Source organism: Streptomyces sp. NPDC026500 (assembly GCF_055567635.1).
In genome coordinates, this window is sequence record NZ_JBVHQB010000011.1 from 47,858 (window position 1) to 64,881 (window position 17,024).

Below are 17,024 nucleotides of genomic sequence, written 5' to 3' on the forward strand. Positions count from 1 at the left end.
CGTGGATTCCCTTCGTCCGGTGGTGCTGTCCGGTGGTGCTGTCCTGTGGTGGTGCGCACGGGCCGGGGGCCGGCGCCGCGCCGAGTGGTCACGCCAGGCTGTCGCCCGGCCACGTCAGTACGGACGAGCCCCAGGTGAGGCCACCGCCGAAGGCGGTGAGCAGGATCCGGTCACCCGGGCGCAGCAAGCCGGTGGTGTACGCGTGGTGGAGGGCCAGTGGGATGGACGCGGCCGCGGTGTTGCCGACTTCGGCGATATGACTGACGGCGCGCGTCCTCGGGATGTCGAGCTCGTCCGCGAGCCGGATGAGGATCCTCGCGTTGGCCTGGTGGGCGATCAGCCAGTCGACGTCGGTGGTGCGCCAGCCGGCCCGGTCGAGCGCCGTGGTCGAGGACTTGGCCATGCGTTGTACCGCGTGCCGGAAGACCTCCTTGCCGGCCATCGTGAAGTACCGGTCCGCGGCCTCGGGGGGCAGCCCGGACAGGCGCTGCTCCGAACCGTCGGCGCGTACCGTGATGAGATCGCGGCCCGCTCCGTCGCTGCCGAGGTCGAACGGGCCGATGGCGCCCGGTTCGCCGGGCTCTCCCGCGCGCAGGACGACCGCGCCCGCGCCGTCACCGAAGATCGCCGAAGTCGTCCGGTCCGTCGGGTCGAGAATGCTGGAGAACGTGTCCGCCCCGATGACCAGGACGCGGGTGGACGCGCCGGACGCGATCAGCCCGGCGGCGGTGGCGAGGCCATAGACGAATCCCGTGCACACGGCGGAGATGTCGAACGCGGCCACGCCCGACAGCCTGAGCCGTGTCGCCACCGTGGGAGCGGTCGCCGGACAGATCCGGTCGGGCGTGGACGTCGCCACGAGGACGGTGTCCACGCGGGGGTCCCCCGAGTGCTCGAGAGCCTGCTCGCCGGCCCCGACCGCCAGGTCGGAGGTGGCCGTTCCGGGCGCGGCGAAGTACCGCCGGTGGATGCCGGTCCGGGAGCGTATCCACTCGTCGGAGACACCGGACACGGCGGCGATCTCCTCGTTGGACACCGCGCGGGGCGGCAGGCAGCCGCCGATGCCGGCGAGTATCGCGGCCGGGGTCACCGGATGCCGCCCTTCGGCACGCCGGGCATGCCCGGCACGCTCGCGCCGTTCACGCGATCCGGCCCATGGACGAGGGCCCGGTGATCCCGCTCAGCGTGAGAGCGGGGTCCTGGGCCAGGATCTCGGCGTAGCGCTGCTGCAGGAGCAGGCCCGGCTGCACACCCAGCTCGTCGTCCAGCCGACGACGGGTGCGGTGGTACAGGGTCAGTGCCTCGCCCTGTCGTTCCGAGCGGTACAGAGCGATCATCAGCTGGGCGCAGAGATGTTCGTGCAGGGGGTGCTGGGCGACGAGGGGGCGCAGGTCGGCGGTCGCCTGACGGACGTCGCCGATGGCCAGTCTGGCGCTGACGAGGTCTTCCCACATGGTCAGCCGACGCTCGTCGAACAGCGCGGCCGCCGCCTTGCACCGCAGACCGTCACCGGCGTCCAGCAGAGCCGGTCCGCGCCACAACCGCAGCCCCGACTCCAGGAGTTCGATCGCCCGGTAGGGGTCATGGCGCAAGGAGGCCGAGCCCCGCGCCGCGAGGTCGAGGAATCGGTTGCCGTCGACGGACTCGCGAGGGATGTCCAGTACGTAGCCGTTGTACACGGTGCGCAGCACGGTGCCGGCCGCGCGGTCCCGGGAAGGGCTCTCAAGGATCTTCCGCAAGCGCGCGGCGTGCGCCTGGAGCGCGTTGTGCACATTGCCCAGAGGCTGGCCGGACCACAGCTCGTCGGCGAGTTCGACATGGGAGATCGGCTGACCGGGTTCCAGCGCCAGGGTCGCGAACATGGCACGTACCTTGTTCGAGCGGATTTCACGTTCATGACCGCCCGCCGTGACGGAGACGGTGCCAAGAATTTCGATGTGCACGACACTCCTAAGTCAATTCGACTCGTCCGGCGTCCTGTCGGCGGCATCGCCATGGCGTCCGATTGTCGGCTACCGCGATCTCGTGTAGATCAAATTGCCCGGACGCCAATCGTTGTCGTGCGGCGGACGGAGTGTCAAGGGAGATATCGCCGGTACAGGGGGTACCCCAGGGACTCTCCAAGGGTGCCCAGGGAATCCCCTGGTGCCTTACCAGGGGCGGCTGATGCAAGACTCCTGGCGCCGGAGTCCGCAGAGGACAACCGCGTTAATGCGATGCGTGTCGACTGTTCGTCAGACCATCAATTCGAGCGGGATCGGAGCATACGGTGACCAGTGGATCCGCAGCGAATGGGGGACCGGTTCCTTGCCTCGACCACGTCATGGTGCTGCTCGACGGTGCGGCGCATCGCGACGTGACGTCGAGTGGATTCCTGGCGCGGGACTTCGGAAGGATCAAGCGCAAGGAGGCGGAGAGCTCCGTCGCCGGGCAGTACTCCACCCTGGGAGTGGCCGGCGAAAACACCTTGATCGAGTTGTTCGGCAGCGACATGCCCAGCGCGTCGCCGCTCACGGGCGGCCTGGTGTTCTCGTTCGAGGAGCCGGGATCCGCCGAGCGTGCCCGTGCCCTGCTGGATGCCTCGGGTGAGGTCAAGTACCACCACGATCTGGTGCGTCGCTCGGTGGAGGGCATGGACGAGCAGCAGCCCTGGTACCACCTGATCAGCGTCGACCTGGGTGAGGGCAGCCCGCTGCTGCTCTTCCTCAACGAGGTGACGCCCGAGTACTTCCACTCCCTCGGTGCCCGCCCCACGCCGGACGGCAAGCTGCCCCGGAAGAACTATCTGGACGCGGCGCTCGGCGCCGTCGCGGGCGGGAACAGGCTGATGAGGGACGTCTCCGGGGTGACGCTTTCGGTCGCCGCGGAGCGCGGCCGACGCCTCGCCGACGCACTCGCGGTCTTCGGCTACGTAGACGCCGAAACCACTTCCGGAGTACGTGAACTACGCGGTCCGGGCCTCACCGTGCGACTGGAGACCGGCGAAGGTCTGGAACACGTAAAGGAAATCGAGATCGGCCTGGACCCCGAGGCGTACGACCCATCGATGCCCAGGGAATTCCGATTCGGCGAGACCTCGCGACTGGTCATCGAATCGGCGGAGACCGCGCGGTGGAGCTTCACTCAGCCGCACTGAGTGATCCTTTGCGGACGGGCCAGGAAGGTCAATTCGGTCATGGCAGGTCGAGTGCAATAGGGGAGCCCAAGAAAAATGCCTGAGACGACTCCACTGTTCAGTGAGATATTCGACCGGAATGTCGCGGCGACACCGGAAGCGACAGCGGTCGAGTTCGGTGATCAGCGGCTGTCGTACCGTGAATTGGACGACAGATCGGCCCGGCTGGCCGCGGAGCTCATCCGCAGGGGTGCCGGCCGGGACACCGTGGTCGGGGTCGCGGCGAGTCCCTCGCTCCATCTGCCGTCGGCGGTGCTCGGTATCCTGCGCGCCGGTGCGGCCTGGCTCCCGCTCGACCCCGCCTACCCGGCCGACCGGCTCCGCTACATGATCGCCGACTCCGGGCTCTGCCTGCTCGTCGCCGATGCCGACACCGCGCGCGACCCGGCGTACGACGGTCTGGAGACCATCAGCCCGGACGCGGGTCCCGCCGCGCCGAGGACGCCCGCCGCCGGGCAGCCGTGGCCGCGTCCGGCACCCGACCAACTCGCCTACGTGATCTACACCTCGGGGTCCACCGGTCGTCCCAAAGGCGTCGCACTCACCCACCGCGGACTGGCCAATCTGGCCCGCGCGCAGGTCGACACCTTCGGCGTCGGACCGGACGACCGGGTGCTGCAGTTCGCGCCGACCAGTTTCGACGCCTCGGTCTTCGAAATGGCGATGGCGCTGTACGCGTCCGCCACCCTGGTGCTCGCGCCGCGCGACGACATCGCGCCCGGCCCCGGCCTCGCGGACTTCCTGCGCGAGCGCCGCATCACCCATCTCACGCTGCCGCCCTCGGTGCTGGCCACGCTGCCCGAGACCACGCTGGAAGATCTGGCGGTGCTGGTGTGCGCCGGCGAGGCGCTGCCGGAACACCTCGTCGAACAGTGGCTGCCCGGACGCCGGATGTTCAACGCGTACGGGCCCACGGAGACCACCGTGTGGGCCACGGTCGCCGAGTTGACCCCCGGCGGCGGCAAGCCCTCCATCGGCACGGCCATCCGCGGCGCCCGCACTCTGGTCGTCGACGCGTCGCTGCGACCGGTGCCCCCGGGCACGGCCGGCGAGCTGCTCATCGGCGGGCCCGGCGTGGCGCGTGGTTACCTCGGTCGGCCGGGCCTGACGGCGGAACGGTTCGTCCCCGACCCCGGCCCGACGGAGCCCGGGGCCCGGCTGTACCGCACCGGTGACCGCGTGGTCGAACGGGAGGACGGCTCGCTGGAGTTCCTCGGCCGCCTGGACCATCAGGTCAAGATCCGTGGCTTCCGCATCGAACCGGACGAGATCGCCCGACGACTGGCGGAGCACGCGCGGGTCACCGACGCCGTGGTGATTCCGCGCGACGACGGCGCGGGGCCGCGGCTCGTCGCCTACGCGACGGGTGCCGGCCTGGACGCCGCGGAGCTGCGGGCCCATCTCGCCGAGCGGCTCCCGGAACACATGGTGCCGGCCGTCGTCGTGCCCCTGGAGCGGATGCCCCTGACACCGAGCGGCAAGATCGACCGGGACCGGCTTCCCGCGCCTCCCAGCGGATCCCGCACACCCTCCGACCGTACGGAGCCCAGCACTCCCACCGAACGGGCGCTCGCCGCCATGCTGGCCGACCTGCTGTCCCTCGACTCGGTCGGCGCCGACGACGACTTCTTCGCCCTCGGAGGCCACTCACTGCTCGCGGGGCGACTGGCCGCCCGCGTGCGCTCGGAGCTCGGCCGCGAGCTTCCCCTGCGGAGCCTGTTCGAGGCACGCACCGTGGCGAAGATGGCCCTCCTGATCGACTCGGCGGCCACCGGGCCGACCGTGCCACCGATCCGGGCCGGCGCACGCGGGAACGGTGACACACCGGTACCGCTGTCCTTCCCCCAGGAGCGCATCTGGTTCCTGGAGAAGCTCGCGCCGGGCAACCTCGCGTACAACGCGCAGGCCACGATCCGGCTGCACGGTCCGCTCGACGTCGACGCACTGCACGCCACGCTCATCGAGATCGTGCGGCGCCACGAGGTGTTCCGTACCTCGTTCCGGGAGGTCGACGGCCGGCCCGTGCAGTGCCCGCAGCCGACGGTGCCGGTTCTGCTGCCGCTGCACGACCTGACCGGTCTGCACGACGCCGAGCGGGCGGAACGCGCCGCCGACATCGTGCGGGAGACCGTGCGGGCGCCCTTCGACCTCACCACGCCGCCGCTGGTCCGCTGGGCGCTGATCCGGCACGGCGAGGCCGACCACACGCTCGTGCACGTCGAACACCATCTGGTGCACGACGGCTGGTCGTACGCGCTCTTCCTGCGTGAACTGCAGGAGCTCTACCCGAGTCTGGCCCGGAACGAGCCGTCGCCGCTGCCCGAGCCGCCCATCGGCTACTCCGACTTCGCGCTGTGGCAGCGGGAGTGGCTGCGCGGTGACGCCCTGGAGGCGTATCTCGCGCACTGGACCAGGGAACTCGACGGCATACCGGCCGCGTTGGAGCTGCCCACGGACCGTCCACGACCGGTTGTGCAAAGCTTCGAGGGCTCCTCGGTGCGCATCGACCTGCCCGCGGAACTGTGCCGCAAGCTGCGCTCCTACAGCCGCTCCCGTGGCACCACCCTCTATTCCACGATGCTCGCCGGCTTCTCGGCGGTGATGTCGCGCTACAGCCGTCAGCACGACGTGGTCGTCGGCAGCGGGGTCGCCAACCGGCGGCTGACCGAGATCGAGCAGATGATGGGCATGGTCGTCAACACGGTGCCGCTGCGCGTCGATCTGTCCGGGCAGCCGGGCTTCGACGCGCTGGTCCAGCGGGTCCACCACACCGTCGGACGGGCCCACGAATGGCAGGACATGCCGCTGGACCGGCTCGTCGACGCCCTGGCGCTGCCCCGCGACCCCGCCCGCAACCCCTTGTTCCAGGTCATGTTCAGCTTCCACGACTCGCAGATCCCGGACCTGGACTTCATGGGCGTCCGCGGCTCCGTGCTGGAGCTGCACAACGACACCGCGAAGACCGACATCAACGTGGTGGTCATCCCCCGCGCGGAGCAGCGCGCCGGTCACGGAGTCGGTGACGACGACGCGGCCATCACCCTGATCTGGGAGTACGCCTCCGCCCTCTTCGACCCCGAGACCATGCGCCGGATGGTCCAGTACTACACGACCTTCCTCGACGCGGCACTCGACGCCCCCGAACTCTCCTACGAGCGGCTCCCCCTGCTCACCGACGACGAGTTCACCGGCGTTCTCCAGGGATCGCGGGGAGCGACGACACCGTTCCCCCACGACCGCACCGTCCCCGAACTCTTCGCCGAGCGGGCGACCGCCCGGCCGGACGCGACGGCGCTCGTCGGCGGCGCGAAGTCCCACACCTACGCGGAGGTGGAGGAGCGGGCCAACCGCCTGGCCCACCTGTTGCGGGCGCGGGGCGTCGGCAGGGACGTGCCCGTGGGCGTACTGCTGGAACGTGGCGACGAGATGGTGATGGCGCTGCTGGCGGTCCTCAAGGCGGGCGGGGGATACGTACCCCTCGACCCCGGCTATCCGGCGGAGCGGCTCAGCGCGATGCTCGACGACGTCGCCGCGCCGCTCGTGGTGACACGCGCGGACCTGAAGGGGCGGGTGATCCCGGGGGCGGCCCGGACGCTGGTCCTGGACGAGGTGGCCGGGGAACTGGCCGCCGCCCCGGCGCACGCGCCGACCCCGCAGGCCGCACCCGACAGCCTGGCGTACGTCCTGTTCACCTCCGGCTCCACCGGCAGGCCCAAGGGCGTGATGGTCGAACACCGCTCGGTCCTCAGGCTGGTGTGCGGCACCGACTACGTCTCCTTCGGTCCGGACGAGCGATTCGCGCAGGTCGCCGACGCCTCCTTCGACGCGCTCACCTTCGAGTTGTGGGGCGCGCTGCTGCACGGCGGCGCGCTGGTCGTGATCGACGCGGATCGGCTGCTCACTCCCGGCGGGCTGGCGAGGGCGCTGAGCGAGCACCGCATCACCAGCATGTTCCTCACCTCGGCGCTGTTCACGGAGGTGATGACCCAGAACCCGGCGGCTTTCGGAGGGCTCACCCATCTGTTGGTCGGCGGCGATGTGCTGAATGCGAGCCGGGTACGGCAACTGCTGGACGCTCCCGCGGCCGAGCGTCCGCTGCGGCTGCTCAACGGCTACGGGCCCACCGAGACCACGACGTTCGCGTTGTGCCACCTGATCGAGGAACTGCCGGACGGTACGCCCTCGGTACCCATCGGCAGGCCCATCGCCAACACCACGGCGTATGTGCTCGACCCCTACCTGCGGCCCGTACCGGTCGGCGTGCCCGGCGAGCTGTACATCGGCGGACCGGGTGTGGCCCGCGGCTACGCGAACCGCCCCCGGCTGACCGCCGAGCGGTTCCTGCCCGACCCCTTCGCCGGTGACGGAACGCGGATGTACCGCACGGGCGATGTGACGCGCTACCGCCGGAACGGAACGGTGGAATTCCTCGGCAGGGCGGACAACCAGGTCAAGATCCGCGGTTTCCGGATCGAGCCGGGAGAGGTCGAGACGGCGCTCGGCGCCCACCCCGGGGTCGGCCAGGCCGCCGTGGTCGTCGAGGAGGCCCCGTCGGGCCGGCGGCTGGTCGCCCATGTGGCGCCCGCGCCGGGCCGGTCCGCGCCCTCCCCGGCAGAACTGCGGGACTTTCTGGCCCGGACGCTGCCCCCGTATCTGCTGCCCGCGGCGTACGCCGAAGTGGCGTCGATGCCCCTCACCCCCAGCGGCAAGGTCGACCGGGCCGCGCTGCCTGCGCTCGACGACAGCCGGCTACCGCTCGACGGCCATGTACCTGCGCGCACCGCGACCGAACGGACACTGGTCGAGCTCATCGCGGAGATGCTCGGCGTCCCCCAGGTCGGGGCGGCGGACGACTTCTTCATGCTCGGCGGGAACTCTCTGCTGGCGATGCGCCTGATGAGCCGGGTCAATGAACTGTTCGTCGTGGATGTGCCGTTGCGCGGCTTCCTCGGCGCCCCGACCGTGGAGCGCCTCGCCGTCGCGGTGGACGCCGCGCTCGCGTCCGCGGCCGGTGACCGCACTCCGCGCGCGGTCGGCACCGTCGACGGAGCCGATGCCGATGCCGACCAGGATCTGCTCGACCGGATCGACGAACTCTCCGACGACGAGGTGAACGCACTCTTGCGTGACATGGCTGAGAACGAGGTCGAACGATGACGGACGGCACTCTCCCCGGCGGCTCGGCCGACGACCGGCGGGCCCAGCTCGCCGAGCGGCTCAAGCGACGTATCTCGGAGCGCCATCACCCCCTCTCCTACCCCCAGCAGCGCCTGTGGTTCCTCGACCAGCTCGACCCGGGCAGCGCGGTCTACGTCGTCCCCCTCATCTACCGGATCAGCGGCCCGCTGGACGTCGCGGCCATGGAGCACGCGCTCGGTCAGGTGGTCCGCCGGCATCACGTGCTGCGTACGGTCTACCGGTCGGTGGACGGCATGCCGCGCCAGTTCGTCCGGCCGGCGGAGCCGGTGACCATCCCGGTCCGCGATCTGTCCGCCCGGCCCGACCCGGCTCTCGAGGCGGAGCAGGAGTGCCGGACGGAGGCCGGCCGGCCGTTCGATCTGGCCTCGGACCTGCCCGTACGGCCACTGCTGCTGAGGCTCGCGCCCGACGAGCACTGGTTCTGCCTGAGCCTGCACCACATCGCCTGTGACGGATGGTCGCTCGGCGTCCTCGGCCGCGAACTGTCCGAACTGTACGGGGCGTTCACGTCCGGTCGGCAGCCGGAGCTCGCACCCGTGCGGGTGCAGTACACGGCCTTCGCCGAGGAGCAGATGGCCCGGCTCACGGGGGAGCCGCTGGAAGAGATGCTGGGGTACTGGCGGGAGCGGCTCGCCGGCACCCCGGCCCTCGCGACGCTGCCCGCGGATCGTCCGAGGCCTCCCACACAGAGCCACCTGGGCGCCCATCTGGACTTCGCCATCGGTCCCGAAGTCACTCGGAAGGTGGGCGAGTTGGCCCGCTCCAGCGGCGCCACACCGTTCGCGGTGCTGCTGGCCGCTTTCGCCGCGGTGGTGCACTCGCGGGCCGGCGGCGACGAGGTGATCGTCGGATCACCCGTGGCGGGACGGACCAGGACCGCCCTGCAGCCGCTCATCGGCTTCTTCACCAACACCGTGGTCCAGCGCGTCGACGTCTCCGGCGAGCCGACCTTCAGGCAGCTGGTTGCTCGGTCCCGGGACGAGAGCCGGGCCGCGGTCGCGCATCAGGAGCTGCCCTTCGAGAAGCTGGTCGAGGAGCTTCAGCCCAGCCGCGACCCGGCCCACAATCCGCTCTTCCAGCTCATGTTCAGCTACCACGAGGGTGACGGGGACGGCCTGGTCCTGCCGGGGTGTGAGGTACGGCTGGTGCCGGGCGACACCGAGACCGCGAAGTTCGACCTCACCCTGAGCCTGACCCGGGCCGGCGACCGGCTGTCGGCCCGCCTCGAATACAGCACCGACCTCTTCGAGGAGGACACGGCCCGCTCGATCGGTGACCAGTTCGGCGCCGTCCTGGCCGCTGCCGTGGCCGACCCGGACACCCGACTGCGGCATCTGCCCGTGCTGTCCCCCGACGAGACCAGCCACGTCTTCATGGACTGGAACCCGCCCGCGGAGCCCGTGCCGGACGTGCTGGTGCACGAACTGATCGCCCGGCAGGCCGCCCGGACGCCCGACGCCCCGGCGCTGCTGGGCGCGGACCAGCAGCCGTCCGAGGCGATCACCTACCGGGAACTGGACCGGCGCGCAGAGGCGCTGGCGGCCCGGCTGCGCGCGTACGGACTCGCCCCGGACGTGCCCGTCGGTGTCTATCTGGACCGTTCCCCCGACATGGTCGTCACCCTGCTGGCCGTCCTCAAGGCCGGCGGCGCCTATCTTCCGCTCGACCCCGACTATCCGGCGGACCGGATCGCGTTCATGGTCGAGGACTCACGCACGCCGGTGATCGTGACGCGAGCGGCCCTGGCCCGTCGTGTCGCGGGGTTGCCCGCGTCGGCACTGCTGCTCGACACGCCCGAGTCGGACGAGGCACCCGCCCGGCCCGGCCGGGCCGCCACCGTCCTGCCGCGGCATCTCGCGTATGTGATCTACACCTCGGGGTCGACCGGCAGGCCCAAGGGCGTGATGCTCTCGCACCGCAACGTCCAGACGTTCTTCGGCGGCATGGACAAGGTGCTCGGCGGGGACTCACCCGGCACCTGGCTCGCCGTCACCAGCATGTCCTTCGACATCTCGGTGCTGGAGCTGCTGTGGACACTGGCTCACGGGTACCGGGTGGTCATCCGCGGCGACGAACCCCGCGCGGGCGGCGCCGACACCGGGTCGGACGGCCCGGCCGTCACATCCGCCGTGCAGGCCCGCCCCGTGGACCTGAGCCTGTTCTACTTCGGCGGCGACCGGGGAGGCGAGCCGGGTGACGCGTACCGGCTGCTGCTCGAGGGCGCCCGGTTCGCCGACCGGAACGGGTTCTCGGCGGTGTGGACGCCGGAGCGGCACTTCCACGAGTTCGGCGGTCTGTACCCGAATCCGTCGGTCACCGCGTCCGCGATCGCGGCCGTCACCGAGCGCGTGGACGTACGGGCGGGCAGCGTCGTCCTGCCGCTGCACGATCCGCTCCGGGTGGCCGAGGAGTGGTCCGTCGTGGACAACATCTCCCACGGGCGGGTCGGCGTCTCGATCGCCTCCGGCTGGCAGCCGGACGACTTCGTGCTGGCGCCCGACGCCTACGCCGACCGCAAGAAGGCCATGATGAGCGGCCTCGACGAGCTGCGTCGGCTGTGGCGGGGCGAGACCGTACGCCGCCGCAACGGGGCCGACACCGAGACGGACGTACGCGTCTTCCCGGCGCCCGTGCAGGACGAACTGCCGGTGTGGGTCACCAGCGCGCGCAGTCCGGAGACCTTCCAGCTCGCCGGAGAGAGCGGCGCGGGCCTGCTGACCCATCTCCTCGGGCACAGCGTCGAGCAGCTCGCGGAGAAGATCCAGCTCTACCGCGAGGCCTGGCGCACGGCCGCGCATCCGGGCGCCGGCCAGGTGACGGTCATGCTCCACACCTTCGTCGGGACCGACACCGACGAGGTGCGTGAGACCGTGCGCGACCCGCTGCGCGCGTACATCAAGTCCTCCTTCGACCTGCTGACCAGGCTCGGCCAGGCGATGGGCCGGGAAATCGATCTGCGCACGCTGCCCGAGGACGAGCTGGACCACCTCGTCGCGCAGGCCTTCGACCGGTTCTTCGAGACGTCGGGCCTGCTCGGCACGCCGGAACACTGCGCCGACGTGATCGACCGGCTCAAGTCGATCGGGGTCGACGAGGTCGCCTGCCTCATCGACTTCGGCGTCGAGCACGAGACGGTGCTCGCCTCCCTGGAACACCTCGCGACGACACGCGAGCTGAGCGAGGCCCGGCGGCGCGCCGCGGAGGCCGACGAGCCCATCGCGGCGCAGCTCGTACGGCACCGGGTCAGCCATCTGCAGTGCACGCCCTCGGTGGCGGGGCTGCTGGCCGAGGACGAGGCGGCCGCCGCCCTCGCCGGGCTGGACCGGCTGCTGGTCGGCGGCGAGGCGCTGCCCGCCCCGCTCGCCGAGCGACTGGCGACACTGCTTCCCGGCCGGGCGCACAACATGTACGGCCCCACCGAGGCGACGGTCTGGGCGACGACGGCGTCAGTCGGCGTTCCCGGGCCGGCGAAGCCGGTGACGATCGGACGTCCACTGGTCAACGTACGGGCGTATGTCGTCGACGCCTATCTGCGGCCGACGGCCGCGAACGTACCCGGGGAACTGCTCCTCGGTGGCCCCGGTGTCGCGCGCGGATACCTCGGCCGGCCCGCGCTCACCGCGGAACGCTTCATCCCGGACCCCTTCTCCGCGGATCCCGGGGCCCGGCTCTACCGCACCGGCGACCTGGTGCGCCGGCGCGCCGACGGTGACCTGGAGTTCCTCGGCCGTCTGGACCATCAGGTCAAGGTCCTCGGCCACCGCATCGAACTCGGTGAGATCGAGAACACCCTGGGCGCGCATCCGGATGTGCGCGCCGTCGTCGTCACGGTGCGCGGGGACGGCGGGCGCAGCCGCCTGGTCGCCCACTGCGTGCCTGTTCCGCACGGACCGGACGCTCCGACGCCCGCGGCGCTGCGCGCGTTCGGTGCCAAGTCGCTGCCGGACTACATGGTTCCCGCGGACATCGTCTTCCTCGACGCCCTGCCGATGACGGCCAACGGCAAGGTGGACCGCAAGAGGCTGCCCACCCTGGAGAACCGGCCGGCCGTCGTCTACCGGCCGCCGGGCAACGACAAGGAGCGCCAGGTGGCCGAAGCACTGGCCGGGGTGCTGCTCGCGGACCGGATCGGCATGGACGACAACTTCTTCGAGGCGGGCGGAAACTCGCTGCTCGCCGTGCAGGCCAGGGCACGGTTGCAACCCGTGCTCGGCGATCGGCTGTCCCTCGTGGACATTTTCCGCTACCCCACGGTGCGGGCTCTGGTCGCGGCGTTCGACACCACGGGTGCGGCGGCCGCGGGGGGCCGCGACGGACTGGACCAGGCGCGCAGGGCGGCGGGCAGGCGGGCCGACGCGCTCGTCCGGCAGGCGAAGCGACGAGCGGAACGGAGCGGGGCGTGACGGGCGGCGAGGAGTTGGAGGGCGTCGAGCCGGTGGCCATCGTCGGCCTGGCCTGCCGGGTACCGGGGGCCAGGACGGTCGAGGACTTCTGGCGCAACATGCGCGACGGGGTCGAGTCGATCACCTGGTTCGGGCAGGAGGAACTGGCGGCCGCGGGCATCGACAAGGAGACGTTGGCCGATCCCGACTACGTCCCCGCGTCCGGTCATCTGGCGGGCGCGGACCACTTCGACGCCTCCTTCTTCGGATTCACCGCGGGCGAGGCCGAGACGATGGACCCCCAGCAGCGCGTCTTCTGCGAGACCGCCTGGGAGGCCATGGAGGACTTCGGCCACGACCCGGCACGCTTCGACGGCACCGTCGGCGTGTTCGGGGGCTCGTTCATGAACAAGTACATGGCCCAGAACCTGAACACCAACCCCCGCTTCCTGCGCTCGCCGATGGCTCCGGCGGCGCGGATGTTCAACGACAAGGACTTCCTCGCCACCCGGGTCGCCCATCTGCTCGACCTGACCGGTCCGGCCTACACGGTGCAGACGGCCTGCTCGACCTCGCTGGCCGCCACCCACCTCGCCTGCCAGTCGCTGCTCGGTTACGAGTGCGATGTCGCGCTCGCCGGCGGTGTGACGGTCAACGTGCCGCTGAAGGCCGGCTATCCAGTCGCGGACAGCGGACTCTTCAGCGGCGACGGCCGATGCCGCCCGTTCGACGCGAAGGCCTCGGGCACGGTGCCGGGCAACGGCGCCGTGGTGCTCGTGCTGCGCAGGCTGTCCGAGGCGCTGGCCGACCGTGACCACGTCTACGCCGTGATCCGGGGTTCCGCGGTCAACAACGACGGCTCGATGAAGGCGGGATTCGCCGCCCCCAGCGTCGACGGCCAGGCCCGGGTGATCGCTTCGGCGCTGGCCGTGGCCGACGTCGATCCGTCCACCATCGGCTATCTGGAGGCGCACGGCACCGCCACCCAGGTGGGCGACCCGATCGAGGTCACCGCGCTGACGCAGGCCTTCCAGCCGCCCGACGACGCCGTGGGCCGCTGCGCGTTGGGCTCGGTCAAGGCCAACATCGGGCACCTGGACGCGGCGGCCGGTGCCGCAGGACTCATGCGGGCCGCCCTCGCCGTGCATCACGCGCAGATCCCACCCACCGCGAACTTCACCCGGCTCAATCCCGAACTCCAGCTGGAGCACACGCCGTTCTACGTGCCGGACGGCGCCCGCGACTGGCGGCCGGCGAGCGGACCGCGGCGGGCCGGGGTGAGCTCGTTCGGGGTGGGCGGCACCAACGCGCATGTCGTCATCGAACAGGCACCGGCCGCCGCTGCCGAGCGCTCGTCGGCCCAGCCGCGGGAGTGGCAGCTGCTGCCCGTCTCCGGACGTGACCGGTCCACGGTGGACGCCGTGACCGAGCGACTGGCCGCCCACCTCGAGCGCGCCGATCCGTCCCAGACGCTGGCAGACGTGGCGTTCACGCTGCAGGACGGCCGACGGAGCTTCGGCGTGCGCAGGTTCACGGTCTGTACGGACACCACCGACGCGGTGCGCGCGCTGCGGGGGGACGAACCGGACCGGCTGATCACCAAAGCCGCGCCGGACGGAGGACACGAGGCGGTCTTCGCCTTTCCCGGCGGCGGCATGCAGCACCCGAACATGGGCCTGGACGTCTACCGCTCGGAGAAGGTGTTCCGTACCGAGGTGGACCAGTGCGCCGAACTGCTGGCGCCGAGGCTCGGGTTCGACCTGCGCAGGCTTCTCTTCCCGGCCGCCTTCACCCCGCTGAGCGGCAAGGAAGTCGCCGGCGGCGCCGCCACCATGGGGCGTGGCCAGGGGGCCGGCGTGGTGTCGGCGCTGTTCACCATCGAGTACGCGCTGGCACGTCAGCTGATGGCCTGGGGGATACGCCCGGCGGCGATGATCGGCCACAGCCTGGGCGAGTATGTCGCCGCCTGCCTCGCCGGGGTGTTCACCCTCCAGGGCGCGCTCGACATCACCCTCGCCCGCGGCGAGTTGTTCGAGAAGATGCCGCCGGGCCGGATGCTCGTCGTACGGCAGCCCGAGGAGGAACTGCTGCCCCTGCTGTCCGACCGCGTGTCGGTCTCGGCGGTCAACGCACCCGATCTGACGGTGGTCTCGGGGCCGGACGAGGACATCGCGGCGCTGCTCACCGACCTCCGCGCGCGGGACATCGACTGCCGCAAGGTGAGCGTGCCGGTGGCCAGCCACTCGTGGATGGTCGACCCCTATCTCGAGGACTTCACCCGCGAGGTGGAGCGACTCGCGCTGTCCAAGCCGGAGATACCCTTCGTCTCCAGTGTCACCGGCACCTGGATCACTCCGGTGGAGGCCACGACCGCCGCTTATTGGGCGCGGCACCTGCGTCGGCCGGTGCGGTTCGCCGACGGGGTCCGCAGTGTTCTCGACCGGTCCGGCCGCCTGCTGCTGGAGGTCGGTCCGGGCAGGGCGCTGACGTCGCTGGCCACCGCCCAGCGGATGGCGCCGACCCCGGTCGCGGTCTCCACGATGGGGCTGCCGCGCGACCCGACGCCCGATCTGGCCCACCTGGTCACCGCCGTCGGCCGCCTGTGGCAGCAGGGGGTTCCCGTCGACTGGAACGCCTTCCACGGCGAGGCCGCCCCGCGCCGGGTGAGCCTGCCCGCCTATCCGTTCAAGGCCGAGCGGCACTGGGTCGACGCGGGGCGGCCCCGGCCGCACAACGAGTCCGAGCCGGAGCCGGACTTCGAGGACACGGCACCGGAGGCGGCCGGGCTCGACGCCGACGGGCGGGTGGCTCCACGCACCGAGACGGAACGCCAAGTGGCTGACATCTGGTGCAGCTTGCTGGGTGTCGACCGGATCGGAGTCGACGACGACTTCTTCGATCTGGGCGCGCACTCGCTGATGGTGACGCAGGCGACCCGCCACCTGCGGCGCATGGGCGTCACCGGCCTCGCCGCCCGGGACGTGCTGGGGGCGCCGACGGTCTCAGCGCTGGCCGCCGTGGTCGACCGCGCGCTGGGCCGCACGGATGCCCCGGCCGTGCCCACGGGCCCGGTCCTGGAGGACGAGGTGCTGCTGGACGAGGACATCCGGGCGGGCGATCTGCCCGCTCCGCACGACGGCCCGCCGAGGGTCGTGCTGCTCACCGGTGCCACCGGGTTCGTCGGCGCCTTCCTCTGCGCCGAACTGCTGGAACGCACCGATGCCACGGTCGTGTGCCTGGTACGGGCCGCGGACGAGGCGGAGGGACTCGAACGGCTCCGCTCCACGCTGGACTCGTACGGCCTGCCGGCACCCGGGAGCCGGCTGCGCGTGGTGACCGGCGACCTGGCCAAGCCGCTGCTCGGCCTGACGCCGGAGGGCTTCGACCGGCTGGCCGCGCAGGTCGACGCCATCTACCACTGCGGAGCGTGGGTCAACTTCGTTCGCCCCTACCGTGCCCTGAAGTCGGCCAATGTGCTCGGCACCCAGGAGATTCTGCGGCTGGCCGCCCGGTCGCGCCTCAAACCCGTGCATCACATCTCCACACTGGCGGTCCTCGCCGGTGCGATGAACGGCGAGCGGGACATCCTTCGCGAGGACGACCCGCTGCCCGATCCGGTCGGCCACGACACCGCGTACAGCCAGAGCAAGTGGGTGGCCGAAGGCCTGGTCGGGCTCGCCCGGGAGCGTGGGATCCCGGTGTCGGTCTACCGCGCGGGCGGCGTGCTGTGCGACAGCCGCAACGGCGCCGCCAACACCGAGGACTACGTCACCAAGGTGATCCAGGGGTGCGTCCAGCTGGGGCTCGCACCGCTGCGCGCGTACGAACTGTCCGTCGGCACGGTCGACCACCTGGCGCGGCAGGTCGTCGGACTCTCCCAGGGGCCCGAATCCCGCAATCGGACGTTCCACACCATCGACCCGCGGCCGCTCCGGTGGAACCACATCTTCGAGAGGATCAGGGAGTTCGGGTATCCCGTGCGCAGCGTGCCCTTCGACGAGTGGCGTGCGGCGCTCGTGGAGCAGGTGGACCGGGAGGGCGAGGACAACGCCCTGGCACCGCTGATGGCCATGCTCGGAGAGGTGGCCGACCGGCGGACTCCCGCCATCGACTGCGGCAACGTCCTGCGCGCGATGGCACCCGGACAGGCACCCGCGCCGGCCCTGGACTCCCTCTTCTTCCAGCGGATGCTCGGGTTCTTCGTACGCCGACGACTGCTGCCCGCGCCCGAACGCGGCGCGACCACCACCAGGACGGAGAAGTGACGG

The 17,024-nt window shown here is 71.3% G+C and carries 6 protein-coding genes; 4 read left to right on the forward strand and 2 right to left on the reverse strand.

Annotation, left to right across the window (positions count from 1 at the left end; all coding sequences use genetic code 11):
- Nucleotides 1-88: 88 nt before the first annotated feature.
- Both ACZ4N5_RS21070 and ACZ4N5_RS21075 read right to left on the reverse strand, forming a co-directional pair.
- Nucleotides 89-1,090 carry a beta-ketoacyl-ACP synthase III gene (locus tag ACZ4N5_RS21070; protein WP_467758582.1) on the reverse strand — a complete coding sequence of 334 codons (1,002 nt, stop codon included), beginning with the start codon at nucleotides 1,088-1,090 and terminating at the stop codon, nucleotides 89-91.
- Nucleotides 1,091-1,139: 49 nt separating this feature from the next.
- Nucleotides 1,140-1,943 carry an AfsR/SARP family transcriptional regulator gene (locus ACZ4N5_RS21075; RefSeq protein ID WP_467758583.1) on the reverse strand — a complete coding sequence of 268 codons (804 nt, stop codon included), beginning with the start codon at nucleotides 1,941-1,943 and terminating at the stop codon, nucleotides 1,140-1,142.
- Nucleotides 1,944-2,323: 380 nt separating this feature from the next.
- Here ACZ4N5_RS21075 and ACZ4N5_RS21080 point away from each other — a divergent pair, with 380 nt between their 5' ends.
- The 4 genes from ACZ4N5_RS21080 to ACZ4N5_RS21095 all read left to right on the forward strand — a co-directional run bounded on the left by ACZ4N5_RS21080 (nucleotide 2,324) and on the right by ACZ4N5_RS21095 (nucleotide 17,021).
- Complete coding sequence (locus ACZ4N5_RS21080) at nucleotides 2,324-3,136, forward strand: DUF5829 family protein (protein WP_467758584.1); 813 nt, start codon at nucleotides 2,324-2,326, stop codon at nucleotides 3,134-3,136.
- Nucleotides 3,137-3,211: 75 nt separating this feature from the next.
- A complete protein-coding gene (locus tag ACZ4N5_RS21085) occupies nucleotides 3,212-8,332 on the forward strand; it encodes an amino acid adenylation domain-containing protein (protein ID WP_467758585.1) in 5,121 nt (1,706 codons plus the stop codon).
- Nucleotides 8,329-12,777, forward strand: a complete 4,449-nt coding sequence (locus tag ACZ4N5_RS21090; protein ID WP_467758586.1) for a MupA/Atu3671 family FMN-dependent luciferase-like monooxygenase — start codon at nucleotides 8,329-8,331, stop codon at nucleotides 12,775-12,777. The genes ACZ4N5_RS21085 and ACZ4N5_RS21090 overlap by 4 nt, the downstream gene beginning before the upstream one ends.
- On the forward strand, nucleotides 12,774-17,021 hold the full coding sequence (locus tag ACZ4N5_RS21095; protein ID WP_467758587.1) for a type I polyketide synthase: 4,248 nt from the start codon (nucleotides 12,774-12,776) through the stop codon (nucleotides 17,019-17,021). Before ACZ4N5_RS21090 ends, ACZ4N5_RS21095 begins: the two co-directional genes overlap by 4 nt.
- Nucleotides 17,022-17,024: the final 3 nt, after the last annotated feature.